Source organism: Actinoplanes solisilvae (genome assembly GCF_003999975.1).
Classification (GTDB): domain Bacteria; phylum Actinomycetota; class Actinomycetes; order Mycobacteriales; family Micromonosporaceae; genus Actinoplanes; species Actinoplanes solisilvae.
Window position 1 is genome coordinate 16,983 of record NZ_RJAC01000002.1, and the last position, 24,135, is coordinate 41,117.

A 24,135-nucleotide genomic window follows, 5' to 3' on the forward strand; every position below is an offset into this window, starting at 1 on the left:
CCCGCGAGCGGAAGATGCGCGTCTGACGATTGGGTGATCAGGGGAACTGCATGCGGCGCGGGCGTGGGATGACGGGCGGGGGCAGCGGCAGGTCGTCGAGGTGGCTCCAGTTGAGCGAGCCGTTGTCGGTCGATTTGATCTCGCCGAGGCAGGCGCGGAGCAGGCCGAGGTTGGGCGCCCCGGCGAAGCCGGCGATGACGACCTCGGGTTTCGGTGAGATCTGAGCGATCGCCGCGCAGATCTTGGCTACCTCGCGCTCGTCGACGGCGTCGAGCGGCAGCGGTTGCTCGGCCTGGGAGCGGCGCCACGGCGGGCCGAAACGGCGCAGCAGCTCTCGCGCGAGACGGCCGAAGGAACGACCGACGGGTGCGTCGATCATCGAGTCACGGGCGGACTGTCCGTAGCACCACGGCACGACCACGTGGCCGTTGATCACGACCAGCTGGTAGACCGATTTCGGAATCGTGATGATCTCGGCACCGGGGAGCGTGCCCAGGAAGAGCACGAGTTCCTCGTAGGGAAGCGGCCACCGCGGATTCGCGATCACTCGTTCCATGGTCTGCGTCATCGCGGGGTGAGCGTGAATCTCACGCTCGATCGCGGTGCTCAGCGCCTCGGGCACCCGGGTCCACAGCTCGCCGGCAACCTTGTCGCCGAACTGTTCGACCACCCACTCGCTCGGACCGACCAGAACGTCTGGGCGCATTCGTTACCACCACCGTCCGTGTCGCTGGCGTTACTGCTGGCTAGAAGAGTTTCACTTCCGGTGATCGACTGGAAGGGTCGACTTTCCTAGATCCCAAAAACGCCCGTGAATGAAATCCAGCGAAACGATCAGAACCTCGCCACGACGATGGAGCAGCAGGTCGCGAACTTGCGAAACATGCAACTTGCACGGCGAACCGCACGTGCAAGTTGCATGCCGGTCTCGCTATTCACCCCGTGGAACCAGTAAATCACTCAGATATTTCAGTGCGATGACCACGAAGCAAACATCCACTCACAGTGACGATCCACAATGCCCTCACCTGCGGCTCCCCAAGCGCAGGCCACGCATCCACCTCCGTGATCCGCCCCACTGAGAAGATCGACAGACCGGAGGCGTCCATCCACCGGCTCCGGCCCGTACCGCGGAGATGGACCGCGCCAGCGCTTCCCCGACCAGACTGCTGTCAGATTTCTGTCAGTGCCAGGATTCGCAGAACCGATACGCGACATAGGCGCCTTTCGCCCGCTCCCACCAAGTGGACCCCTCTCCCTGGGGTCATTTGTCCACACTCGACAAAGGAGCGGTTGGTAACGCTCCGAAATCAAGGAGTGGGGCGAGGTGCCAATAATGCGAATACTCCGCGCAATCGCCCGAACACGGAAAGCAAGGCTCTTTCGCCACTCGTCGATGGGTGCCGACCCGAACTGCTTGCGCCCTCAATCAAACAAGAACGCCGTCAACCCGAGGACGGAGGCCGACGGCATTCATTCAAGCGATCCGCGACCGGCGATATCCTCTCCGGACGGGCGATCAAGGACGCGGCGACGGATAATCCAGTCGGCGCCACCGAGATTGGAATCGTTCAGATTCCCATCGCTGCCCTCGCCCGCACAGAACCGCCCGGCGCGACCGCGCCGCCCGCGGGAAATCTTTCCGAGCCCACGGCACGACCCGCGCCGCCCGCGAAAACCGGCCCAAGCCCACGACCCCCGCCGCCCGCGAAAACCGGTGCAAGACCACGACCCGCGCCGCCGGCAGGAGACCGGCCGAGCCCGTGGAACTCGCGGAGACCGCAACGGTCAGCCGGAACTGTCGGGCCCCCGCGCTACCGTGCCCCGGTGAACTCGCAACCGCTGCTCAGCCCGTCCGCCGAGGCGGGTCTCGTCGTCGACGCCGTCCTGCGCGACCTGCTCGAGGGCGACCACCGCGGCGTGGTGGTCGACTCGCCGCCCGGCGCGGGCAAGTCGACGCTGGTGGTGCGGGCGGCCGGCGAGCTGGCCGCGACCGGCGACCCGCTGATGATCGTGGCCCAGACCAACGAGCAGGTCGACGACCTCATCGCGCGGCTCGGCGCCCGCTCGCCCGAGATCGCCGTGGGCCGCCTGTCCGCGGTCGACTACGAGGCGAGCGACCGTGTCCGCGACCATCCGGGCTGCCGGGTCGGCGCCAAGGTGGCCGACCTGGGTTCGCCGCCCGTCACCATCGGCACCGCCGCGAAGTGGGCCACTGTCACCGACGGCTCCTGGCCGTGGGCGATCGTCGACGAGGCCTATCAAATGCGGTCCGACGCGCTGCTCCGCGTGGCGCCGCGGTTCCTCAGGGCGCTCTTCGTCGGCGACCCGGGCCAGCTCGACCCGTTCTCGACGGTCGAGGTCGACCGCTGGACCGGCCTGTCGTGGGACCCGATGCAGAGCGCCGTCGCCGTCCTCCTGCGGCACAATCCCGAGTTGCCCGTCCACCGTCTGCCCGTCTCGTGGCGCCTGCCCCACACCGCCGCGCCCGTGGTCGCCGAGGCCTTCTACCCCTTCACCGGTTTCCGCTCCGGCACCGGCCCCGGCGATCGCAGCCTGCGGTTCACGAGCGGGCCGGCCGGCCCGCTCGACGACGTGCTCGACGCGGCCGCCGAGACCGGCTGGGGCCTGCACGAGCTGCCCGCCCGGTTCACGATCCGCACCGATGCCGAGGCCGCCTCGGCCTGCGCCGAGCTCGCCGTCCGCGCGCTGGCCCGCGAGGCCGTGACCGCCTCCGAGTCGGGCGGGGGCCCGCTGAGCGCCGACCGCATCGCCATCGGCGCCGCCCACCGTGACCAGGCCGCGGCCATCCGGTCGTTCCTGCCGCCCGAGGCCAGGGGCGTCACGGTCGACACCGCCAACCGGCTCCAGGGCCGGGAGTACGACCTGACCATCGTGCTGCACCCGCTGTCGGGCCGGCAGGACGCGACCGCCTTCCACCTCGAGTCGGGCCGCCTCTGTGTCCTGACCTCGCGCCACCGGCACGCCTGCGTCGTGGTGGCCCGCGAGGGCATCGCCGACCTGCTCGACGCCCACCCGTCCACCGAGCCCGTCCATCTCAACGTGCCCGTGAAGTTTCCGGACGGCTGGGAGGCCAACCAGGCGATCCTCTCCTATTTGCACAAGGGAGTGTCGCTTAGCCGACACGAGCCGCTACTTTGAGTAAATGGCGGTCTACACCACGGCGGGGTCCATGCGGGACGGCGTCTATCGGCCGATCCTGCGACCGCGCCGTGGTGAGATGGCGGCACTCACCCACCTGACGGCGGACGAGGCCGCCCTGGTCCTGCCGATCCTCGAGCTCGACCCGGGCACCGACCTGCTGCCGCTGGTCCGCGAGCTGCCACCGCGCACCGGCGTGCTCGCCGTCGACTTCGGAGAGATCGAGGAGCCGGCCGACCCGCTCGTGGCCCCGTCGCTCGACCTCGCCGAGGGGCTCGCCGATCTCGGCGTGGCCATGTTGCCGGTGCTCAGGGCCCACGAAAGTCGCCGCCGCCTGGCCGCCCACGGGCTGGCCGCCCGCATGCATCTGCGCCGCGCGTTGCTGCGGCTCCAGCCGCATGTCGACGCGGCCAACCCCGCGCAGGCCGATGTGCTCGTCGACCGTCTGCTGCGCGGCGCGGGCCTCGAGGTCGAGGAGGTCGACCTGCTGATCGACCTCGCCGAGACGGCCTGCGTGGCGCACGCCGACCGGTTCGAGGAACAGCTCCGGCGCATCCTGCGGTGGGCGCGCGGCCGGCCGTGGCGCTCGGTCAGCGTGGCCTCGGGCGCCATGCCGGCCAACCTCGACGATCTGCCCACCGATCAGCCGGTCACGATCGACCGGCACGACGCGCGGGTCTGGACCAGCATCGGCGTGCCCGGCATCGGCTACGCCGACTACGGCGTGACCTCACCGGTGCGGCGTCGTGGCGTCCAGCGCCACCGCCAGTTGCCGACGCTGCGCTACACGGCCGAGCACAACTGGTGGATCTACCGCTGGTCGCGACGGGGTGGGCGCAGCGACGACCGTTGCCACGACCTGTGCCGCACGCTGGTCACCTCGCCGCACTGGCCGGCGGCCGGCGCCCGCTTCTCGTGGGGCGACGCCGAGATCGCCCGGCGAGCGCGCACCGCCCGCGGCGGCGGCAGCCCGGCGAGCTGGATGTCGTGGAGCACCTCCCACCACATCGCACACGTCCTGCGAACGCTGAAGCCATGAGGCCGTGAAGCCCGCCAAACTGTCGTACGCTTGTTCTAATGTCGCTGACAGCCGCGTTGGCCTACGCCCGGCACGGGATCCCGGTCCTGCCGGTGCACGAGCCTGATCCGCGCGGTGGCTGTTCCTGCGACAAGGGAGTGTCATGCGAGCGTCCCGGCAAGCATCCCCGGCTGCGTCACGGCCTCACCGAGGCGAGCACCGACCCGCGCCGCATCGACCTGTGGTGGGCCCGCTGGCCGGCGGCCAACGTCGGCCTGCGCACCGGCATCGTGATGGATGTCGCCGATGTCGACTCCGCCGAGGGCTGGCTCGGGTTGCGTCACCTGCTCGGCGGCGAGCTGCCGGGCGGCCCGCGCGTGCGCACCGGCGGCGGTGGCTGGCATTTCTGGTTCCGGCCGCTCGGCTTCGGCAACCGGGTTCGCGTGCTCCCCGGGCTCGACTGGCGGGGCAGCGGCGGCTACGTGATCGCCCCGCCGTCGCGCCACGCCTCGGGCGGCGACTATCGCTGGGTCCTGCGCCCCGGCGGCGTGCTGCCCGAGAGCCCCGGGCCGTTGCGCGCCCTGGTCGAGGGCCCTCCCCCACCGCCGAGCCACGGCCCGATCACCCACCCGACGCGCTATGCCCGCGCGGCTCTCACCGCCGAGGCCGACCGGGTCGCCCGGGCCCCCGTCGGCGCCCGCAACGACACGCTGAACCGGGCGGCGTTCGCGCTGGGCCGCCTCGTGGGCGCGGGCCTGCTCGACGCGGCTGAGGTGACCCGCGAGCTCGACGAGGCAGCCCGCGAAGCGGGCCTGGGCCGCGCCGAGACCCGGGCCACCCTCCGGTCGGGTCTGTGGGCCGGCCGTCGGTTCCCGTTCGATCCCGAACTGATACGCCACGTGGCGTGAAACCCGTCCTGTCCCCAAAGATGGGGTCATGACCGACTGCACCGGAATCATCGACGTCGTCGCCGGACCGACCCGAAAGCCGTCGCACCGAAAGCCGTCGACCCGAAAGCCGTCGGCTGGAAAGCCACGGAACCGAAGTGAACGGAACCCACGAAGTGAACCCAGGGCCGCGCCGGGCATATTCATGACCGAGGAGACCGACGCACGCGCAGCCGGAGGCCGGGAATGACTCAGGGACGGGAACTGAAACCCTACGACGTGGAGATCTCCGTGGCGGCGGGGCGGGACGAGGCCTGGGAGTCCGTCACGCAGCCGGCCGTCCTCCACCAGTGGTTCGGGTGGGACTACGACGGCCTCACCGCCGAGATCAAACAGATCTTCGTCGACGAGGCGACGTTGTGGGCGCCCGAGCAGATGGGGTGGGCCGACGGCTCCTATCTGGAGGTGACCGGCGGCGACGACACCGCCCGGGTGCGGGTCGCCCGCGACGGCGACGGCCGAGGTGGACACGAGGTCTACGACGCGATCGAGGAGGGCTGGCGGTCGTTCCTGATCCAGTTGCGGTTCCTGCTCGACCAGCGGCCGCAGGGGCGGCGGCGCACCCTCTACCTGACCGGCGAGACCACCGGCGGCCAGGCGCTCACGCTGGCCTCCGGCGAGTGGAAGCGGTTCGGGCCGCGCGTCGCCTGGACCGTCGACGGCGACGACAACCTGGTCGTGGTGTCGGGCCGCACCCCGCTCGACAGCCACGCGGCGGCCCGTGTCGAGGTGACGGTGTCGCTCTTCGGCGCCGACGACGCCACCTTCGAGGCGGCCCGCGAGACGTGGGTCAAGCGCTGGGCCCCGATGGCCGCCGACGCCAACGTCACCACCGCCACCGACCCGGCCCCCGGCAGCTGAGCGGCCCGACGGGCGGGCGGCGGGCTGGCGGACGGGCAACCACCACCGCCCGTAGGGGCAAACGGGAGGGTGCGGCCGGTCACACCTTCGAGCCGGGCGGGCGCGACGAGCGAGCAGGCGGGCCGCCGCGACGCCGCGCGTCATTGGCGGGCTTTCGCGGCTTTGGTCCGCGAAAGCGCGCGGTGGGATTGTGGATTGTCGGTGGATGCCGGACAGGGCGTGCGGGGGTCGTTCACATCACCGGCAGCCCGGTAGCCTGACAGCTCTGACCTGCCGGGGAGCGACTTTGCTGCGGGGTGACTTGGCTTCGGAGGCGCCGACGAGTGCCCTTTCCGATGCCGCACGCCTGCGATCAGTCGGCCGGCTGCGGCTCGGCCCGGGTGGCGACGCCGCCTTCGACCGGATCGCCGGAATCGTCGAGCGGCTCGTCGACGTGCCGGTCGCGGTGGTCACCGTGCTCGGCGCCGACCGGCAGCACCTGCCCGGCCAGGTCGGCCTGCCCGAGCCGATCGCGAGCGGCCGCGAGATGCCGCTCACCCACTCGTTCAGCCGGCACATCGTCGAGTCCGGCGCGGCGATCGCCGTGCCCGACGTGCGCGACGATCCCCGCATGCGCGACAACCGGGTGGTCCAGGAGCTCGGCGCGATCGCCTTCGCCGGGGTGCCGCTCACCGATTCCGACGGCCTGGTGCTGGGCACGCTCGCCGTCATGGATCGCGAGCCCCGGGTCTGGACCAGGAGCGAGATCGTGCTGCTGGACGAGCTCGGCGAGGTGTGCAGTTCCGAGCTGCGCCTGCGCATCGCCCGTGAGATCGCCGAGGAGGCCCGCCGCGCGGCTGAGTCGGCGCACGGCCAGCTCACCCTGCTCGGCGAGCTCACCGACACGCTGTCGACCACGATGGACATCGACGAGGCCCTGCACCGGCTGGGCGGCATGGTCGCCGGCCGCATCGCCGACTGGTGCCTGATCGCGCTGGCCGACCAGTCCGGCGTCGTCCGCCACGTCTGGGCCGCCCACCGCGACCCGGCGCGGGACGCCGCCGCGCAACGCCTGGCCGAGGAGTCCCGGGCCGCCGGGCTCGACGCGCGATCCCTGATCAAGGCGGTGCGGCACGGAAGTCTGGCGCACCACGCCGACCGCCTGGGCTTCGCCTGCCACCTCGTCGTGCCGATCACGTCCCCCGGCACCTACGGCGTGCTCGGCACGGTGCTGCTCGTCAACGGCCCCGGCCGGCCGGCCTTCACCGACGCCGAACGCGGCACCGCCGCCGAGGTGGGCCGCCGAGCGGGCATGGCCGTCGACAACTCCCGCGTCTACGGCCGCCAGCGCCACGTCGCCGAGGTCCTGCAACACAGCATGCTGCCCACGCTGCCCCACGTCGACGGCGTCGACCTGCACGGCCGTTACCTCCCGGCCCAGGACGGCGCCTCCGTCGGCGGCGACTGGTACGACGCCTTCGCCCAGCCCGACGGCAGCCTGATGCTGGCCGTCGGCGACGTCTCGGGGCACGACATCGAGGCCGCCGCCACCATGGGCCAGGTCCGCAACCTGGTGCGCGGCGACGCCTACGGTCGCGAGGACGAGCCGGGCCCCTTGCTGGCCCAGCTCGATCGCGCGCTCCACGGGTTGCAGGTGCCCGCGGCGGCCACCGCCGTGCTGGCCCGTCTGCGCCGCGACCACGACGACTATCTGCTCTCCTTCGCCAACGCCGGGCATCCCCCACCGGTCCTGCTGCGCCCCGACGGCGAGGTTGAGATCTGGTGGGAGAGTCCCGAACCGTTGCTGGGCCTGTTCCCCCGAGCCGAACGCACCACCCACCACCGTCGCGTCCCCGCGGGCAGCACCCTGCTCCTCTACACCGACGGCCTCGTCGAACACCCGGCCCACCTCATCGACCACGGCATCTCCCGCGCCTGCGCCGTCCTGCGCGGCAACGCCGGCCTGCCTCCCGACGACCTCTGCACTCGCCTCCTCGACTCGGCCCCCCGCCGAGCCGACGACATAGCCCTTCTGGTCGTCGGTTTGCACTGAGAGCCAACAGCAGGAAGTACGAGTCCTCCAACGCGCGCTACCCAGCAGTCCCGCCGGGTGCCTGGTCACCCTCCTCACGCCGCTTCCGGGCTGTCCCGGCCCATCCGCCCCGGGTTCGCTCGCGGACAGTCACCGGCTGGACATGTGCGTGGGTAAAGCACCCCGACCGCTACATTTCCAATATGGATCTTGCTGTGTTGCAGAGGCGGGCCGCGCAGATCGCGGCGCTCTACGACCGGGGTCACGTCGCGGCGGGGCGGCGGGCCTGGGACCCGGACGAGTTCATGATGGGGTTCGTCGGGGACGTCGGTGATCTCGCCAAGGTGGTGATGGCCGTCGACGGGCGGCGCGACATCCCCGACGCGCGCGACAAGCTCGGGCACGAGCTGGCCGACTGCCTCTGGTCGGTGCTGGTGCTGGCGCAGCGCTACGGCGTCGACCTCGAGGAGGAGTTCGTCCGCATGACGGCCGGGGTCGAGCGCGACCTGGAAGCTCAACGGAACTGACTGTCCTGCAGCGCCCGGTTCAGCGCCCGGCAGACCTTCGCGAACGACTCGGCGTCCGTGGTGGAGCAGAGTTCCGTCTCCACGCCCTGATAGGTCGCCTGCAACGAGTACGTCAGCCGGCTGCGCGACAACACGACCACGGCCCCCACCGCGATCGCGGCCACCACGACCCAGGCCCAAGGGCGCTCGACGGACAGCGCCAGGATGGCCGCGGCCGCGACCGCGGTGACGGCGCCGACGACGACCGGCACGAAGTAGGCGTCGCGGCGCTGGACCCGCCCGACATCGCGCAGGCCGTCGAGGGAGAAGAGCCGCCCCTCGACCCGTACGAAATGGGTCTCGGTGACGAGGCCGCCGGGTCCTCGATAGTAGGTCCTCATGGCGGCCACCCCCGATATCACTCCACCGCTGAATCTCCATGATGGAGCGGCGGGCCGCCGTGGGTCCACGGCGTGTCAGCGGGGTCAGGGAACGCCGCGCCCGGCCGGTAGGCCTCGCTGAGCGTCGTCAGCAGGAGCTGCTCGCCGATCGCGGGGACGCTGCCCGGCTCGGCGACGAGCTTGCGGCCCATCCCGCCGGAGAGCTCCAGCACGACATCGGCGCCGGTCACGGTGGGGCTGACAGAGATGACCTTCGCTTTCTGGGCCGGTCGCGAGGGTGATGTGAGCGAGGCGCCGGGCTCGACCCGTACGGTCTCGGTCGTGGCCACCATGATCCGTGGACGCAGCACCGGGCGCTTGCCACTGTCGTCGATCCGATCCGCCTTGGCCAAGGTCACCACTCCGCCGAAGGCCGCTCCGGTCAGCCGGTGCTCGGCCATCACCAGCGGGTCGTCGAAGGCCCGCTGCACCGCGTAGCGCGCCGCCGCGTTCTCGAGCCGCTGGAGCCGGGCCGCCGCGGCCACGGCGCCGTCCCGGCGAGGCTGCGGTGTGCCGTCCTCGGTCAGGTGGGCGACGTAGGCGGAGTAGGCGTCGCGGTCGCTGTCCCAGCGCGACCCGACCCGTTCGCCGACCGGCAGGTCCCGCAGCAGCGCGATCGACCGCCACATCCGGTCCCACGTGGGCATCAGAAGGGCCCGAAGCTCCGGCACGAGCGCGGGCGACGCCGAGGCGATCAGTGGAGCCAGCACCTTGTTGTCGAACTCCGGGTCGGTGGCGGGCCCCGCGACCGGCCCCGTCTCGGCCGATCGGGCGGCGGCCGGGCCGTCGGTGATCCAGGCGAACAACGATCCGAAGTGGGCGTCCTCGGCCGCGCTCTGCCCGGTGACCCAGTGCAGCCCGAGCGCCTGCACCGCGTTGACCAGCAGTGCCGACCCGGGCACCTCGGCCGACGAGGCGAGGAAGGTGAGCCACTGGCCCAGCAGCGGAACCGCCGCAGGCACGGGATGGTCGCCGTCGGTGCGGCGGAACCGGGTCGACCGTCCGAGGAGCCGCAGGAAGTCGGCCCCGCCCGGGTTGGGCACCCACACCTGGGGCGCGTCGACGAACCGGTGCCGCACGTCGCGCCCACGGTCGACCGGCACCGCCTCGGTGGCGTCGGCGAACGAGTCGAGATAGGGAACGATCACCTCGGCGAGGCCGGCGAAGAACGCGAACCGCTCGTCGCGGTTGCGGGGCTGGTTCACCACCAGCAGCCGTGGTGCGGCCGGGTCGTCCCCGACGAGGGCGGCCAGCGGGGCGTTCGCCTCGCCGGCCATCGCGAGCGGGATGAGCACCAGCGGCTGGTCGTGCACGTGCAGGTGGCGCACGGTGGCGATGGGCTGGGCCCGCCCGGCGGCGAGCGCCTGCGCCCGGGCCAGCGCGACGAGCGTGCTCACCGGCCGAGTGCCTCGTCCCGCAGCCGCTGGGCCGCGCGCAGCAGGGCGGCCGCCTCGGCCTGCTCGGGCCGCGGCGACTGTGTGCCGGCGGCCAGGGCCAGCACCTCGTCGACGGTCTCGACGCCGCCCAGGGCCTCGCGCACGGGACGGCCGAGCACCTCGGTGCGTCCGGTCGCCTCGTGCCGGCAGTAGACCGACATCTCGCAGGTGGACAGGCACTCGGGCGCGTAGCGGGCGGTGAGCGTGTCGAGCGACGACAGCAGCGAGGGCACCGGCTGGGCGTCGTCGAACGAGACCTCGGCCGGCAGGGCCTCGATCAGCGACGACACCGAGGCCAGCCGGGAGAGCTGGCGGCGCAGCGTGGAGAGCTGTTTGCGCACGTCGATCACGACGGCGACCGGCTGCATCGAGAAGTTCTCGGGGCAGACCAGCACGACCTCGTGGCTGACCCGGTCGTCGCCGAGCAGCCGCCGCAGCGCGAGCACGTAGACCGCGGCCTGCACGGCGGCGGCCGACACGGCAGCCCCGTCGGCCTGGCCGTCGATGATCGCGAACGACTTGATCTCGACGACCTGCAGCTGGGTGCCGTTCTGGTAGGCGATCAGGTCGGGTTCGAGGAAGACCGTCTGACCGGCGACGTCGAGCGTGAGCAGCGGATGGTCGAGCAGCCCCTCGGCCCCGGCGGCGAGGACGGCCCGGGTGCGGGCGTTGCGGACGGTGAGAGTGTCGTCCTCGTCGGCGCCGAGGTCTTCGTAGCCGCCGACGTAGGCGCCCAGGGTCGTGCGCAGCAGCGCGCAGTCGTCCGCCTTGAGCATCGCCTCGAACGCGTTGCCCCGGGCCAGCGCGAACCGGGACTGCCCGAACGCGCCCGGGAAGCCGATCCGCTCGGCCAGTCGCACCTTGTCGACCCCGGCCGCGTCGAGCACCGCACGCCGGGTGCATCCGGGGTTCCCGGTGAGCGCGGCGACCGTACGCGCGTTGTGCCTTTTGCCGGGGGCGGAGCCACGGAGCCGGTCGGTCTGGCTCACTCGCCGTCCCTCTGGTGAGGCACGGTCGGCAGGCCGAAGACCTGCTGCGACTCGGGAAGGGCCCGGGCCCGCAGGATCGCGGCCGCTCGCACCGTCTCCTCCTCGGCCAGGGCGGTCACGAGGTCGGCTGAGGCGAGCCCGGCCCGCGCCGCGTCGGCCAGGTCAACCGCCTCGACCCCGTGCGGTACGCCGTCGGCCAGCGAGCGCAGCAGCAGATGAGCCGCCCGCCCCGCCCCCGGACGAATCGCCACGAACTCGGCGACGCGGATGACGGCCGCCAAAGCAGCGGCTCGCGCGCCCGCCGGGGTCACGATGCGCCGCTCGATCGGCCAGTCGGCCAGCGCGATCAAGCCCCGCGCCGGGGTCAGCGAGGCGGTCAGGGCCGCGCAGACGCCGGAGCCCGGATCGCGCAGCAGCCCGGCCAGCGTGGCCGCCGACAGATCGCCGTCGAACAGTGCGCTGTGCACGTCGACGACGAGGCGCGGCGATGCGGGCGCGCCGAGCAGCAGCAGCGCGTGGCGTGCCTGCTCAGCGCTGGTCGGTAGGGTGCTCAGACCGTTCACCGGGCCGCTCTCCCTGGGGGTAGGAGGGTCGCGATCGACTCTAGATCTTCTTACACCAGCTCGGCAATGTGGGGACGAGTCATCAGCTTTCACTCCCGATGACTATTAACCCTCGCATATCGGACGCCCGGCTTGGCGCGCGCTACGTTCGTACTATGCCGAAGGCCATCTGGAACGACGAAGTCATCGCCGAGAGCGACGACACCGTGATCGTCGAGGGAAGGCACTATTTCCCGCGCGAGTCGCTGCGCGAGGACGTGCTGGTCCCCTCCGACACCCACACCGTCTGCCCCTGGAAGGGCAAGGCGTCGTATTACAGCCTGTCCGCGAACGGGCACACGACGCCCGACGCCATCTGGTTCTATCCCGATCCGAAGCCCGACGCCAAGGTGGTGCGCGACCGCGTCGCCTTCTGGAAGGACGTCCGCGTCGAAGCGTGACCCCGGCCGAGTGACGGGCCCGCTCACGCGATGCGCGGGTGGGCCTCCTCGATCGAGGTCACCTCGAGATAGTCGAGCATGTCGCGCTGCTCCTCCACGTCGAGCGCGCCGAAGGCCTCGTAGGCCGACGCCCGCGAGTGCTCGGTCTCGGCCGCGAGCAGCGCGATGATCCCCGACCAGGCCAGCGACACCCGGTCGAACAGACGCGCGCGCCGCAGCGAGGTCAGCCGGCTCAGCATCGCCACCTTGGTCGCCGCGTCGTCGTCGAGCGCGATCCGGTCGGAGAGTTCGAAGAGCGCCTTGCCCCGGTACGGGTGCTCGGCCTCGACCATGCGGGCCAGCTCGGCGTTCGACATCTGCTCGACCGCGGGGGCGGGGCCCCGCTGCGGAAGCTTGGGAAGCTCAGCGGGCACGGCTGTCACGCCCGCTCTCGAAGCCGTTGCCGGGCGCCTGATGGGGCAGCGTCGGCGTGTTGCGGAAGCTCGGGAAGGGCGGCGCCGACGGCATCACCGGCGCGGGCGCCTCCTCGGGGCCCAAGAATCGTTCGTTGTAGCTGTTCAGCACGGCCCGCCCGTCCGCGGTGTCGGCGCCGACCGTCTCGTCGACGGCCTCGGCCACCCGCTCGGCCAGCGCGGCCTGGGCCTGGCGCATGGTCCGCAGAATGTCGGCCGAGAGCGTCGCCCCGGTGAGCCGCTGCACCCGGTCGTCGAGCTGTAGCCCGGTCACCGCGCCGGAGCTGCCCACTGTCACCGTGACTACGCCGTCCTCGTCGGTCGCGGACGCGCTCAGCGTCGCGAGCCGGTCCTCGAGATTTCCACCCGGCACTGCTTTGTCCTCCGTTGCCGACTTTTGTGCTGTTGGCGTCCTATGAGATCACGGTCGGCGTCCGGCCCGCCGCACACCCCGTCGCCCGCACCAGCCGGTCACCCGACTTGACGACCACCGTAACCCGCACGCAACACATCGACCGTGCACGACGTAATTCAAGGATTCACAGGGGAGGAAGGTCGAGATCGGTCTCGAGCCGGTCACCCAGGGCCACCCTCGCCAGCACTGGGTGGCCTTCCCCGTACGCCTTCGTGAGCGCCGCCGAGACCTGGTGGCGTGCCTCCTCGTCGCCGCCGTCGAGCACCGCGTTCCAGGCACAGGCCAGCGTGTCGGGGTGTTCGGCGCCCCGGATCAGGCGCGAGCGCTGCCACGTGTCGGCCGCGAGCTGCTGGGCCTGCTGCCGTTCGCCCAGCCCGAACAGGTCACCGGCGTAGCCGTTCGCGCAGCTCATCGTGAACGGGTGGTCGGGGCCGACACTGCGCCGCAGACCGCTGAGCGCCTCCTCGTCGATGCGGCGGGCCTCGTCGTGGCGGCCCGTCGCCCGCACCACGCCGGCCAGCACGGCTGTGGCGGCCAACGTGAAGGGATGGTCGTCGCCGAGCACCGAGTGGTAGCGGATCACGGCCCGTTCGAGCAGCTCGTGGGCCCGCTCGAAGTCCTCGGCCTCGCGTACGGCGTTGGCCAGTGACACAACCGCGGCGAGCGTCTCGACGTGCAGCTCGCCGAAGCGGCGCCGGGTGAGCTCGACGACCGTCTCGGCCATCGGCACCGCGGCCGGACGGCCCCGGCGGCGGGCCGCCATCGCGGCGAACCGGGCCGCCCAGAGCGCGAACGGGTGGTCGTCGCCGACCGTGCCCGGCCGAACGAAGGCCATTTCGGCGGCGGCCGGGTAGTCGCCCAGTCCGAACAGGTCGAACGCGAGCTCGGCGCGGGACGACAGGATCTCGGGATGGCCGTCGGCCAGGATCGCCTGGCGGTGCCGCAGGGTCTGCTCGTCGAGCGTGCGGGCGCCCCGGAAGTCGCCGAGCAGCCGCAGGTCGGCCGCGAGATTGTTGGCGCAGCGCAGCGCGGTCGGGAAGCTCTCGCCGAACAACCGTCGGTAGCGCACCAGGTTGTCGGCGTCGAGCTGGCGGGCCTGGCCGAAGTGGCCGCGGATGCGCAGGTCGGCGCCGACGCCGTTGGCGGTGGCCAGGGTGGTCTCGTGGTCGGCGCCGAGCACCGCGCGCTGGGCTCGCAGGGTCTGGGCGTTGAGGGCGCGTGCCTCGGCCGTACGCCCGACCGCCCGCAGCGCGTTGGCCAGGTGGAACGATGCGAGCAGGGTCTGCGTGTCGGTCTCACCGAGTGACTCGGTCCACCGGGTCATCGCGGCCGCGGCCAGGTCGCGGCTGGAGTCGTAGTCGCCGCGGGCGAAGTGGTAGCGCACGCAGTTGATGACGAGCTGGCGGATCTCCTCGGCACCGGCGCCCAGCACGTCGGAGTGGATCAGGTGCGGGGTCAGCTCGGCGTAGCGGGAGCGGGTCGCCGGGTCGTCCGGGTCGCCGGGGTCGGCCGCGGCCAGCATGGCCCGCACCGTGCCGAGCAGCGCGGCGTGCCGCTCGGAGCTCAGCTCCTGACCGAGCATGCCGCGCACCAGCGGATGCACCAGCAGGTGCTCGCCGGGCGGGTCGAGCTCGGCCAGGCCGTACCGTCCGATCAGGCGTAACGCGGCCTTGAGCCGCCGTTCGATGCGGACGGTCGGGGCCAGCTCGGGTGGCACCAGGGTGCGCGCGCCCCAGAGCAGCCGCCACGAGACGGGCGCGCTGCCCAGGAAGGCGCAGAACTCGAGCAGCTCGAACGCGGCCGGCGAGACAGTCCGTAGCTCGGTGGCGGCCAGGCCCCAGGCGACCCGCACGGGCGTGGGAAAAGCCAGCTCCTCGGCCCGGGCTTCGTATCGGGCCAGATAGTCGTCGACTGAGCGGCCCGTGGCGGCCCGCACGGCGGCGGCCAGGTCGAGGGCCATCGGCACGTCGGCGAGCCGCTCGGCCAGGCGTTCGGCGTCGGCCACGGGCAGCTCGGGCGCCCGGCGGCGCAACAGGTCGACGCTGTCGGCCCGGTCGTAGACGCCGATCGGCATGGCCTGGGCGACCTCGCCCGACCAGCGCGGGTTGCGGCTGGTGACGAGCACGTGGCCGGCGCCGCTGGGCAGGTAGGGCTTGATGTCCTCGGGGCGGTTCGCGTCTTCGAAGACGACCAGCCAGTTGCGGAACGGCTCGCCCCGGCTGAGCGTGTCGCGAACCGCGGCGAGCGTACGGTTGATGTCGCCCGACTCGGGCAGGCCGAGCCGATGGGCCAGGCCGATCAGCGCCGAGCGGGTGCCGGCGGCCTGCTCGGCGGGAATCCACCAGACCAGGTCGTAGGTCTCGGCGTAGCGGTAGGCGTATTCGACGGCGAGCTGGGTGCGGCCGGTGCCGCCGAGTGGATGCTCGTCGCTCGGCAGCAGCACCACCGGGCCCATGCCCAGGCTGGTGCGAAGCTGGGCGAGAAGATCCTCACGTCCCACGAAACGGGTATTACGCGGCGGCAGACCGCCCAGGACCGGCACGCCACGCTCCTCACGTGTTTGATGATGCCGATTACCGTACGTGGAATCATCGCCACAGTGGAAGAAGGCGGCCTTGTCTGACGAGTTCGTGACGAGCGTCGACCGTGACGGCTCCCTGGTGACCGTCCGGTTGCGCGGCGAGGTCGACGTGCTCACTGTCGACCGGGTGCGGGGCGCGCTGGCCGAGGCGTTGCAGGCCCAGCCGCACGAGATCGTCGTCGACCTCTCCGGGCTCGTCTTCATCGACTCGACCGGGCTGGGCGCGCTGATCTTCGGGTTTCAGCGCGCCCGCGACACCGGCGTCCGGTTCCGGCTGGCCAAGGCCTCCCCCGCGGTGCGTCAGGTGCTGCAGTTGAGCGGCGTGCTCGAGGTCGTGGAACTCACGCCTTGACCGGCGCGACGGCCAGGCCGATGCCCGGGGCGATCGGCTTGATCCGCTTGCCCGCGAAGAGCATCAGGCTCAGCAGGCTGGCCAAGATCGCGAGCGCGCCCGCGCCGTACCAGGCCCAGGTGTAGCTGCCGAGCTGGTCGCGGACCAGGCCCGCTGCGGTGGCGGCGATCGCGGCGCCGATCTGGTGCGAGGCGAAGACCCAGCCGAAGACGACCGCGCCCCTCTCGCCGAAGTGTTCCCGGCAGAGCGCGACCGTGGGCGGCACCGTCGCGACCCAGTCGAGGCCGTAGAAGAGGATGAACAGCAGCATGCTCGGGTGCGTGGTGGCGGCGAAGAGCGAGGGCAGCACCAGCAGCGAAAGCCCCCGCAGGAAGTAGTAGCCGCCGAGCAGGATGCGGCTGTCGACCCGGTCGGTCAGCCAGCCCGAGGCGATCGTGCCGGCGATGTCGAACACGCCGACCAGCGCGAGCAGGCTCGCCGCGGTGGTCTGGCCCATGCCGTGGTCGTGGGCGGCCGGGATGAAGTGGGTGCCGACCAGCCCGTTCGTGGTCGCGCCGCAGATCGCGAACCCGCCCGCCAGCAGCCAGAAGGCCCGGGTGCGGGCGGCTTCCCGCAGCGCGCCGAAGGCCACGCGGACGGCGCCCTGCGGCGCGATCGGCTTGGGCTCCTCGTACTCGCCGCCGAACGCGCCGACGCCGAGTTCGGACGGGTGGTCGCGCAGCCGCCACAGCACCAGCGGCACGACCAGCAGGGCCGCCCCGGTGACGGTGAGCGCCGCCGTACGCCAGCCGGAGTGCTGGGTGAGCTGGGCCAGGACCGGCAGGAAGACCAGGTTGCCGGCCGCGCCGCCGGCCGTCAGCACGCCGGTCACCAGGCCGCGCTGCTTGACAAACCAGCGGCCGGTGATGGTGGCGACGAAGCCGAGCGCCATCGAGCCGGTGCCGACGCCGACGAGCACGCCCCAGAGCAGCACGAGCTGCCAGCTCGCCTGCATGAAGACGGTCAGGCCGGAGCCGGACGCGACCAGCAGCAGGGCCACGGTGACCACACGGCGGATGCCGAACCGTTGCATCAGGGCGGCCGCGAACGGCGCGGTCAGACCATAGAGGAGCAGGTTGACCGAGACGGCCGACGAGATCGTGCCGAGCGACCAGCCGAACTCGTTGTGCAGCGGGTCGAGCATGACGGACGGTGTGGCGCGGAACCCGGCCGCGCCGACCAGCGCGACGAACGCGACGACGGCCACCAGCCAGGCGGGATGGATGCGGGACTTGGTCACGAAGAGATTCTGCGAACATTTACCGGCCTGAACGAGTGGCCGGAAGGCCATCATGCGCAAGAATCGGGCCATGAAGGTAGCGGTTCTCATCCTGGAAGGCGTCGTCGCCTTCGACCTCGGCACGGCCACCCAGGTCTTCCGGGCTGCCCGCCGCGACGGTCGCCGGCTCTACGACGTGCGCGTCTGTGGCCCCGGCCCGGTGCGCAGCACGGCCGGCTTCACGGTCACCCCCGACCATGACCTGAGCCTGCTCGAGACCGCCGACACCGTGGTCGTCCCCGGCGTCGACGACGGGACGACGGTCACCGACGGCTCCCTGCGCGACGACGTCCGCGTGGCCCTGCGGGCCGCCGCCGCCCGGGGCGCCCGCATCGTCTCGATCTGCACCGGCGCCTCCGTGCTGGCCGCGGCCGGCCTGCTCGACGGCCGCCCGGCCGCGACCCACTGGGCCTGGGGTGAAGAGATCGCCGCCCTCTATCCGCGGGTGCGCTGGAACCTCGACGTGCTCTTCGTCGACGACGGCGACGTGCTGACCTCGGCCGGGGTCGGCGCCGGGGTCGACCTCTGCCTGCACATCGTGCGCGCCGACCACGGCGCTGAGGTGGCCAACAGTGCGGCCCGCCGCTGCGTGCTGCCGCCCTGGCGAGACGGCGGCCAGGCCCAGTTCATCGAGCGCCCGGTGCCCCACTCCGAGGGGGCGAACACGGCGCCGACCCGGGCCTGGACGCTCGACCGGCTGACCGAGCCGGTCAGCCTGGAGGAGATGGCCGAGCACGCCCGCATGAGCGTGCGCACCTTCACCCGGCGCTTCCGCGAGGAGACCGGCACGAGCCCACGGCAGTGGCTGTTGCAGCAGCGCGTCGCCCACGCTCAGGTGCTGCTCGAGTCGACCGATCTGGGGGTGGAGACCGTGGCCCGCCGCTCGGGGCTGGGCACGGCCACGGCACTGCGGCAGCACCTGCACGCGGCGATCGGTGTGGCGCCCTCGACGTACCGCCGAACCTTCCGTCAACCCGCGCAAACCGGATCATAACTCAGTAAAGTCGCGTGACGTCCGATGGGCAGAGTGAGCACTCTTGCCGACCCGAGGACGACATGGACCAGACCTTCCGCCCGCTGCTGGACGCGCTGAAGCAGATCGGGATCGATCCGCTCGCCGTCGACGCGGCCGCGGAGGAGGCGCAGCGCAGCGGCCGGTCGGTGCGCGCGGTCCTGATCAACGACCAGGTCGTCACCGAGGAGCAGCTCACCGCGGCGGCCGCCCAGGCCTTCGGCATCAACACGGTCGACCTGGTCAGCTTCGTCCCCGACCCGGCGGCGCTGAAGAAGATCCCGCTGCCGGTCGTGCTGCGTCACCGCGTGCTCGGCCTCTCGATGTCCGACGGCGAGTTGGTCGTCGGCGTCACCGATCCCGGCGACGTCGTCGCGCTCGACGACGTGCGGGCCGCGACCGGCATGACCGTACGCCCGGTGGTGGTCGCCCGCAGTGAGGTGCGTCGGATCATCGAGCGGCTCCAGCGGGAGTCCAGCGACCTCGGCGAGATGGTCGACGGCGAGACCGAGGCGCAGGCGGCGATGGCCGCGCAGGCGCAGAGCGCCGACGACGCCCCGATCGTGCGCTACGTCAACAACCTGATCGAGCAGGCCGTCATGAACCGCGCCTCCGACCTGCACCTCGAGCCCACCGAGGACGACATGCGGGTGCGCTACCGCATCGACGGCGTGCTGCACGAGGTGGACGTGGTGCCGCGCGGCGTGATGGCCGCGCTGACGTCGCGCATCAAGATCATGTCGGGCGTCGACATCACCGAGAAGAGGGTGCCGCAGAACGGCCGCATCACCGCGCTCATCCGCGAACGCACGGTCGACCTGCGTACGGCCACACTGCCCACGGTGTGGGGCGAGAAGATCGTGCTGCGGGTGCTCGACACCGGCGGCATCGACCTCGACATGAACAAGCTCGGCTTCACCCAGTACAACCTCGACCGGTTCGCCGCGTCGTTCACCAAGCCGCACGGCATGCTGCTGGTGACCGGCCCGACCGGCTCCGGAAAATCGACCACGCTCTATGCCACGCTGGGCCGGATCAGCAAGCCGGAAGTCAACGTGATCACCGTCGAGGACCCGGTCGAGTACCGGCTTCGCGGCGTCAACCAGGTGCAGGTCAACGTCAAGGCCGGCCTGACCTTCGCCGCCGTGCTGCCGGCGATCCTGCGCTCCGACCCTGACGTCGTGCTGATCGGCGAGATCCGGGACAGCAATACGGCGCAGATCGCGGTGGAGGCGTCGCTGACCGGTCACCTCGTGCTCTCGACGCTGCACACCAACGACGCGCCGGGTGCGGTCACCCGCCTCACCGAGATGGGCATCGAGCCGTTCCTGGTCGGGTCGTCGCTCGACTGCGTGCTGGCCCAGCGGCTGGCGCGCCGGCTCTGCGACTGGTGCAAGGAGGCCTACAAGCCGGCCGAGGAGGAGCTGCTCGGCGCGCGCTGGCCGTTCGAGGACCTGGTCGTGCCCGAGGCGCTCTATCGCCCGGTGGGCTGCCGCAACTGCGCCAACACGGGCTACCGGGGCCGGATCGCGTTGCACGAGGTCATGCCGATCTCACCGGAGATCGAGGCGCTGACCATCCGGCGGGCCTCGACCAACGAGATCCGCGAGGTGGCGCTCTACCAGGGCATGTACGACCTACGCGCGGACGGCCTGGCCAAGGCGTCCGGCGGGCTCACCTCCGTACGGGAGGTCTCTCGGGTCGCGATCTGAGGCACCCTATCGGACCTTCGTCCGGACTGCCCGAATATGGGCAAAACGGCCCTCAACCGGTCTCGGAAGGAGCCGAATACAAGAGGGTCCAGACCGTTGAACGAGATTGCCGGTGGAGATGAGCCAGACCGACCTTTTGGCGCCGCAGCAGCAGGGGGAGCACCACGAGCCGGCCACGACCGGCGACCTCGCCGTGCTCAACCAGATGCTCGTCACGCTGGTCGAGTCGCGCGGCTCCGACCTGCACCTGACCGTCGGCACGCCGCCGATGATCCGGGTCAACGGCTCGCTGCGCCCGATCGAGGGCTACGGCAATCTCAACTCCGACGACACCGCGCTGCTCTGCCGTGCCGCGATCTCGTTCGAGCAGTGGGAGACGTTCCGCGCCAACCAGGAGCTCGACTTCGCGCACAGCATCGTCGGCGTCTCGCGCTTCCGCGGCAACCTCTACGTGCAGCGCACCTCCTGCGGCGCGGTCTTCCGGGCCATCCCGCACGAGATCAAGCCGCTCGACGAGCTGGGTATGCCCGAATCGGTGGCCCGCTTCGCCCACCTGCCCCGCGGCCTGGTGCTGGTGACCGGCCCGACCGGTTCGGGCAAGACCACGACCCTCGCCTCGATCCTCGACCTGGCCAACCGCAGCCGGGCCGACCACATCGTGACCATCGAGGACCCGATCGAGTTCCTGCACCCGCACAAACGCAGCGTGGTCAACCAGCGCGAGGTCGGCACCGACACCGAGACCTTCGCCTCGGCCCTCAAGCACGCCCTGCGCCAGGACCCCGACATCATCCTCGTCGGCGAGCTGCGCGACCTCGAGACCACGGCCACCGCGCTGACCGCCGCCGAGACCGGCCACCTCGTGCTGGCGACCCTGCACACGCAGAGCGCCACCCAGACGATCGACCGCGTCATCGACATCTTCCCGCCGCACCAGCAGCTGCAGATCCGGGCGCAGCTGGCCGCCTCGCTCCAGGGCGTGATCACCCAGGCGCTGGCCCCGCGGGCCGACAACAAGGGCCGGACCGTGATCTGCGAGATCCTCACCGCGACCCCGGCCATCCGCAGCCTGATCCGCGAGGGCAAGACGCACCAGATCCCCTCGTTCATGCAGGCCGGCGCGGGCGACGGCATGCTCGCGTTCGACCAGCACCTGGGCGAGAAGGTGCGCGAACAGGTCGTGACGATGCAGGCCGCCCTCGAGCTCTGCCACTCCGCCGAGGAGCTCAAGCGACTCGTGGGACGGGGGTGAGGTCATGCCGGCCACCAAGGTCTTCCGGTACAGCAGCATCGACGGCGCCGGCCATCGCGGCAAGGGCACCGTCGAGGCGCCGAACGAGGCCGCGGCCACCCACCTGCTCAAGCAGCGCGGCGAGACGCCCCTCGAGCTGACCGAGACCGGCAAGGGTCTCGACATGGAGATCAAGATCCCGGGCCTCGGCGGCCGGGTGAAGCTCAAGGATCTCGCCGTGTTCGCCCGTCAGTTCGCCACGATGACCGCGTCCGGCATGTCGTTGCTGCGCTCGCTGTCGATCCTGGAGGAGCAGACCGACTCGCTACCGCTCAGGAAGGCGATCGGCGACGTCCGTACGGATGTGGCCGGTGGTGGCTCACTGTCGGCCTCGATGGCCAAGCACGACCGCATCTTCCCGCGCCTGATGATCGCCATGATCCGGGCCGGCGAGACCGGCGGCATGATCGACCGCGCTCTCGAGCAGATCGCGGACAGCCTGGAGAAGGACACCACGCTCCGCGGCAAGATCAAGAGCGCGATGACCTATCCGGCGATCGTGCTGGGGTTCACCTTCATCCTGATCGCCGCGGTGCTGATCTTCATCGTGCCGATCTTCGAGCAGATGTTCGCGAACCTCGGCGGCGAGCTGCCGGCGATCACCCAGTTCCTGGTCGACGCGAGCCACAACATGTGGTGGATCGGACCGTTGATCATCACCCTGGGCGTCGGCGGGTCGATCACCTATCGGCACAAGACGCGCACCAGTGCCGAGTTCCGACTCAAGGTCGACCGCATCAAGATCCGTACGCCCGTCTTCGGCCCGCTGTTCCGCAAGCTCGCGATGAGCCGCTTCTCCCGCAACCTGGGCCTGCTGCTCAACGTCGGCGTTCCGGTGATGCATGCCCTGACCGTGGTCGGCGAGACCACGGGCAACGAAATCATCAATGTCGCCATGAAGGACGTGCAAGCCGCCGTACGGGACGGCCAGCCCATGTCCTCCGGTCTGCGTAACCATCCGATCTTTCCGGCCATGGTCACCCAAATGATCGAAGTCGGCGAAGAAAGCGGCCAAATCAGTCAGATGCTTGACAAGGTTGCCGATTTCTATGACAGGGAGGTCGACGCTGCCGCCGACTCCCTGACCGCATCGATCGAACCGATCATGGTGCTCGTCATGGGCTCCGTGGTAGGCGGAATGGTGATCTGTCTCTACCTACCGATGTTCACCATTTATCAGAACATTCAGAGCAACTGAAAACGCGAACCGCCGGACTCCCGCCGGCCATCACCGGGCCCCCCAGCCCGCTCACCCGACGCCATGGAGGCACCCCCATGCACGATGTCATCACCCGGCTGCGGACCAAGAAGGACGACGAGGGCTTCACGCTCATCGAGCTCCTGGTCGTCGTGGTCATCATCGGCGTGCTCGTCGCGATCGCCGTGCCGGTCTACCTGAACTACCGCAAGGGTGCCGCGGACAAGTCCGCGCAGTCCGACGTGCGCGGGGCCGTCAGCACGATCGAGCAGTTCTACACGGACAACAGCAACTCGTACCCGAAGGCGGACCAGAAGGAGATCAAGGCCAGCTTCAACATCTCCTCGGGCTCGACCGTCGCCGCCGCCACCGCGCCGGCCGGCTGGATCACGCTGTCCGACAAGACGACGATGACCTACCTCATCGGCACGTCGACCGGCACCGCACCGAACAACACCGTCTCGACCTACAAGGTCTGCGCCGTGAACGCCAACGGCAGCGGAAAGCTGTACCTCTACGACAGCGCCGTGGGCGGCTCGGTCAAGACGCTGGACGGCGGCAAGATCGCCGACTGCACTCCCTGATCCTTCGACACCCACCGCCGGCGCCAAGGAGGTAATCCCGATGCCGCAGCCCGCGCTGCTGATCGTGGTGGCCCTGCTCGGCCTGGCGGTGGGTTCGTTCCTCAACGTCGTGATCCACCGCGTACCCCGCGACGAGTCGCTGCTGCACCCCCGGTCGCACTGCCCGGCCTGCGGCAGCGAGGTTCGCAACCGGCACAACATCCCGGTGCTCGGCTGGCTGCTGCTGCGCGGCCGGTGCGCCGACTGCGATACGCGGATCAGCCCGCGCTACCCGCTCGTCGAGACCGGCACCGCCGTCCTCTTCGTCGCGGTGGCGGCCCGGTTCGGCCTCTCCTGGGAACTGCCGGCCTACCTCTACCTGGCGGCGATCTCGGTGGCCCTGGCGGTGATCGACCTCGACGTGATGCGCCTGCCCGACAAGATCGTCCTCCCGTCGTACTTCGTGGCCCTGGCCCTGCTGGCCCCCGCGGTGATCGCGGAGCAGAGCTGGTCGGCCGCCGGGCGGGCCCTGCTCGCGGCGGCGGTGCTCTACGTCGGCTACTTCATCCTGGCCGCCATGCCGCGGGGCATGGGCGGCGGCGACCTCAAGCTGGCCCCGCTGATCGGCTTCTACCTCGGCTGGCTCGGCTGGAGCTCGGTGGCGATCGGCGCCTTCGCGGCGTTCCTGCTCGGCGGGCTGGCCGCCGGTCTGCTGATGCTGCTGCGCCGGGCCGGTCGCAAGTCGCGCATCCCCTTCGGCCCCTACATGCTCGCCGGCGCCTTCCTCGCGGTCTTCGCCGGAGCGCCGATCGCGCAGTGGTACTCCTCGCTCATCACCCCCACCGTCTGATTTTCGCCAAGGAAGGAG

Annotated in this window: 23 protein-coding genes; 14 read left to right on the plus strand and 9 right to left on the minus strand. The window is 71.1% G+C overall.

Annotated features, from left to right (window positions below; genetic code table 11):
• Positions 1-37: 37 nt before the first annotated feature.
• Complete coding sequence (locus tag EER30_RS06850) at positions 38-706, minus strand: hypothetical protein (protein ID WP_127499496.1); 669 nt, start codon at positions 704-706, stop codon at positions 38-40.
• Positions 707-1,827: 1,121 nt separating this feature from the next.
• Here EER30_RS06850 and EER30_RS06855 point away from each other — a divergent pair.
• The 6 genes from EER30_RS06855 to EER30_RS06880 all read left to right on the plus strand — a co-directional run bounded on the left by EER30_RS06855 (position 1,828) and on the right by EER30_RS06880 (position 8,526).
• The gene (locus EER30_RS06855; protein ID WP_240669869.1) at positions 1,828-3,162 is read left to right on the plus strand and encodes an AAA family ATPase; all 1,335 of its coding nucleotides are present in this window, start codon (positions 1,828-1,830) and stop codon (positions 3,160-3,162) included.
• Between the two features lie 4 nt (positions 3,163-3,166).
• A complete protein-coding gene (locus EER30_RS06860; RefSeq protein ID WP_127499498.1) occupies positions 3,167-4,201 on the plus strand; it encodes a beta family protein in 1,035 nt (344 codons plus the stop codon).
• Positions 4,202-4,239: 38 nt separating this feature from the next.
• Positions 4,240-5,088 (plus strand): bifunctional DNA primase/polymerase, encoded by an 849-nt coding sequence (locus EER30_RS06865; protein WP_127499499.1) that lies wholly within the window; start codon positions 4,240-4,242, stop codon positions 5,086-5,088.
• Positions 5,089-5,313: 225 nt separating this feature from the next.
• Complete coding sequence (locus tag EER30_RS06870; RefSeq protein ID WP_127499501.1) at positions 5,314-5,988, plus strand: activator of HSP90 ATPase; 675 nt, start codon at positions 5,314-5,316, stop codon at positions 5,986-5,988.
• A gap of 301 nt (positions 5,989-6,289) precedes the next feature.
• Positions 6,290-8,020: a GAF domain-containing SpoIIE family protein phosphatase gene (locus EER30_RS06875; RefSeq protein WP_240669870.1), complete on the plus strand. Its 1,731-nt coding sequence runs from the start codon at positions 6,290-6,292 to the stop codon at positions 8,018-8,020.
• A gap of 182 nt (positions 8,021-8,202) precedes the next feature.
• Entirely contained in the window at positions 8,203-8,526 is a 324-nt protein-coding gene (locus EER30_RS06880) for a MazG nucleotide pyrophosphohydrolase domain-containing protein (RefSeq protein WP_127499505.1), read from the plus strand.
• Here the strand turns inward: EER30_RS06880 and EER30_RS06885 are convergent.
• From EER30_RS06885 to EER30_RS06900, 4 genes are read right to left on the minus strand one after another with little or no spacing between them, the layout of a single operon-like run.
• Positions 8,514-8,906: a DUF6232 family protein gene (locus EER30_RS06885; protein ID WP_127499507.1), complete on the minus strand. Its 393-nt coding sequence runs from the start codon at positions 8,904-8,906 to the stop codon at positions 8,514-8,516. The genes EER30_RS06880 and EER30_RS06885 overlap by 13 nt on opposite strands.
• A 17-nt stretch (positions 8,907-8,923) precedes the next feature.
• A complete protein-coding gene (locus tag EER30_RS06890) occupies positions 8,924-10,342 on the minus strand; it encodes a hypothetical protein (protein WP_127499509.1) in 1,419 nt (472 codons plus the stop codon).
• A complete protein-coding gene (locus EER30_RS06895; RefSeq protein ID WP_127499511.1) occupies positions 10,339-11,370 on the minus strand; it encodes a hypothetical protein in 1,032 nt (343 codons plus the stop codon). Before EER30_RS06895 ends, EER30_RS06890 begins: the two co-directional genes overlap by 4 nt.
• The gene (locus EER30_RS06900; protein ID WP_127499512.1) at positions 11,367-11,933 is read right to left on the minus strand and encodes a hypothetical protein; all 567 of its coding nucleotides are present in this window, start codon (positions 11,931-11,933) and stop codon (positions 11,367-11,369) included. The genes EER30_RS06895 and EER30_RS06900 overlap by 4 nt, the downstream gene beginning before the upstream one ends.
• Before the next feature lie 155 nt (positions 11,934-12,088).
• On the opposite strand from EER30_RS06900, the gene EER30_RS06905 reads away from it, so the two are divergent.
• Positions 12,089-12,373: a DUF427 domain-containing protein gene (locus EER30_RS06905; RefSeq protein ID WP_127499514.1), complete on the plus strand. Its 285-nt coding sequence runs from the start codon at positions 12,089-12,091 to the stop codon at positions 12,371-12,373.
• Between the two features lie 23 nt (positions 12,374-12,396).
• On the opposite strand, the gene EER30_RS06910 is transcribed toward EER30_RS06905, so the two are convergent.
• From EER30_RS06910 to fxsT, 3 genes are all read right to left on the minus strand, one after another.
• Positions 12,397-12,786, minus strand: coding sequence for a hypothetical protein (locus EER30_RS06910; RefSeq protein WP_240669871.1), 390 nt, complete (start codon positions 12,784-12,786; stop codon positions 12,397-12,399).
• On the minus strand, positions 12,776-13,198 hold the full coding sequence (locus EER30_RS06915; RefSeq protein WP_127499516.1) for a YbaB/EbfC family nucleoid-associated protein: 423 nt from the start codon (positions 13,196-13,198) through the stop codon (positions 12,776-12,778). Before EER30_RS06915 ends, EER30_RS06910 begins: the two co-directional genes overlap by 11 nt.
• 166 nt (positions 13,199-13,364) lie before the next feature.
• Positions 13,365-15,782, minus strand: a complete 2,418-nt coding sequence (gene fxsT, locus EER30_RS06920) for an FxSxx-COOH system tetratricopeptide repeat protein (protein WP_127499518.1) — start codon at positions 15,780-15,782, stop codon at positions 13,365-13,367.
• Positions 15,783-15,855: 73 nt separating this feature from the next.
• Here fxsT and EER30_RS06925 point away from each other — a divergent pair, with 73 nt between their 5' ends.
• The gene (locus tag EER30_RS06925; RefSeq protein WP_127499520.1) at positions 15,856-16,173 is read left to right on the plus strand and encodes an STAS domain-containing protein; all 318 of its coding nucleotides are present in this window, start codon (positions 15,856-15,858) and stop codon (positions 16,171-16,173) included.
• On the opposite strand, the gene EER30_RS06930 is transcribed toward EER30_RS06925, so the two are convergent.
• Positions 16,163-17,503 (minus strand): MFS transporter, encoded by a 1,341-nt coding sequence (locus tag EER30_RS06930; RefSeq protein ID WP_205650162.1) that lies wholly within the window; start codon positions 17,501-17,503, stop codon positions 16,163-16,165. The two genes, EER30_RS06925 and EER30_RS06930, sit on opposite strands and share 11 nt — an antisense overlap.
• A gap of 1 nt (position 17,504) precedes the next feature.
• On the opposite strand from EER30_RS06930, the gene EER30_RS06935 reads away from it, so the two are divergent.
• From EER30_RS06935 to EER30_RS06960, 6 genes are all read left to right on the plus strand, one after another.
• On the plus strand, positions 17,505-18,485 hold the full coding sequence (locus tag EER30_RS06935; protein ID WP_127499523.1) for a GlxA family transcriptional regulator: 981 nt from the start codon (positions 17,505-17,507) through the stop codon (positions 18,483-18,485).
• A 62-nt stretch (positions 18,486-18,547) separates the two neighbouring features.
• The gene (locus EER30_RS06940) at positions 18,548-20,215 is read left to right on the plus strand and encodes a GspE/PulE family protein (RefSeq protein ID WP_127499525.1); all 1,668 of its coding nucleotides are present in this window, start codon (positions 18,548-18,550) and stop codon (positions 20,213-20,215) included.
• Positions 20,216-20,333: 118 nt separating this feature from the next.
• Positions 20,334-21,467: a type IV pilus twitching motility protein PilT gene (locus EER30_RS06945; RefSeq protein ID WP_127500210.1), complete on the plus strand. Its 1,134-nt coding sequence runs from the start codon at positions 20,334-20,336 to the stop codon at positions 21,465-21,467.
• Positions 21,468-21,471: 4 nt separating this feature from the next.
• A complete protein-coding gene (locus tag EER30_RS06950; protein WP_127499527.1) occupies positions 21,472-22,704 on the plus strand; it encodes a type II secretion system F family protein in 1,233 nt (410 codons plus the stop codon).
• Between the two features lie 77 nt (positions 22,705-22,781).
• Complete coding sequence (locus EER30_RS06955) at positions 22,782-23,288, plus strand: prepilin-type N-terminal cleavage/methylation domain-containing protein (protein WP_127499529.1); 507 nt, start codon at positions 22,782-22,784, stop codon at positions 23,286-23,288.
• 40 nt (positions 23,289-23,328) lie between these two features.
• The gene (locus EER30_RS06960) at positions 23,329-24,117 is read left to right on the plus strand and encodes a prepilin peptidase (RefSeq protein ID WP_127499531.1); all 789 of its coding nucleotides are present in this window, start codon (positions 23,329-23,331) and stop codon (positions 24,115-24,117) included.
• The last annotated feature ends 18 nt before the right edge of the window (positions 24,118-24,135 follow it).

Coding starts and splice junctions, on each gene's coding strand:
- EER30_RS06960 (WP_127499531.1), top strand. CDS start 23,329: ATGCCGCAGCCCGCGCTGCTGATCGTGGTGGCCCTGCTCGGCCTGGCG.
- EER30_RS06865 (WP_127499499.1), top strand. CDS start 4,240: ATGTCGCTGACAGCCGCGTTGGCCTACGCCCGGCACGGGATCCCGGTC.
- EER30_RS06945 (WP_127500210.1), top strand. CDS start 20,334: ATGAGCCAGACCGACCTTTTGGCGCCGCAGCAGCAGGGGGAGCACCAC.
- EER30_RS06950 (WP_127499527.1), top strand. CDS start 21,472: ATGCCGGCCACCAAGGTCTTCCGGTACAGCAGCATCGACGGCGCCGGC.
- EER30_RS06860 (WP_127499498.1), top strand. CDS start 3,167: ATGGCGGTCTACACCACGGCGGGGTCCATGCGGGACGGCGTCTATCGG.
- EER30_RS06905 (WP_127499514.1), top strand. CDS start 12,089: ATGCCGAAGGCCATCTGGAACGACGAAGTCATCGCCGAGAGCGACGAC.
- EER30_RS06935 (WP_127499523.1), top strand. CDS start 17,505: ATGCGCAAGAATCGGGCCATGAAGGTAGCGGTTCTCATCCTGGAAGGC.
- EER30_RS06870 (WP_127499501.1), top strand. CDS start 5,314: ATGACTCAGGGACGGGAACTGAAACCCTACGACGTGGAGATCTCCGTG.
- EER30_RS06955 (WP_127499529.1), top strand. CDS start 22,782: ATGCACGATGTCATCACCCGGCTGCGGACCAAGAAGGACGACGAGGGC.
- EER30_RS06930 (WP_205650162.1), bottom strand. CDS start 17,503: ATGGCCTTCCGGCCACTCGTTCAGGCCGGTAAATGTTCGCAGAATCTC.
- EER30_RS06850 (WP_127499496.1), bottom strand. CDS start 706: ATGCGCCCAGACGTTCTGGTCGGTCCGAGCGAGTGGGTGGTCGAACAG.
- EER30_RS06885 (WP_127499507.1), bottom strand. CDS start 8,906: ATGAGGACCTACTATCGAGGACCCGGCGGCCTCGTCACCGAGACCCAT.
- EER30_RS06940 (WP_127499525.1), top strand. CDS start 18,548: ATGGACCAGACCTTCCGCCCGCTGCTGGACGCGCTGAAGCAGATCGGG.
- EER30_RS06880 (WP_127499505.1), top strand. CDS start 8,203: ATGGATCTTGCTGTGTTGCAGAGGCGGGCCGCGCAGATCGCGGCGCTC.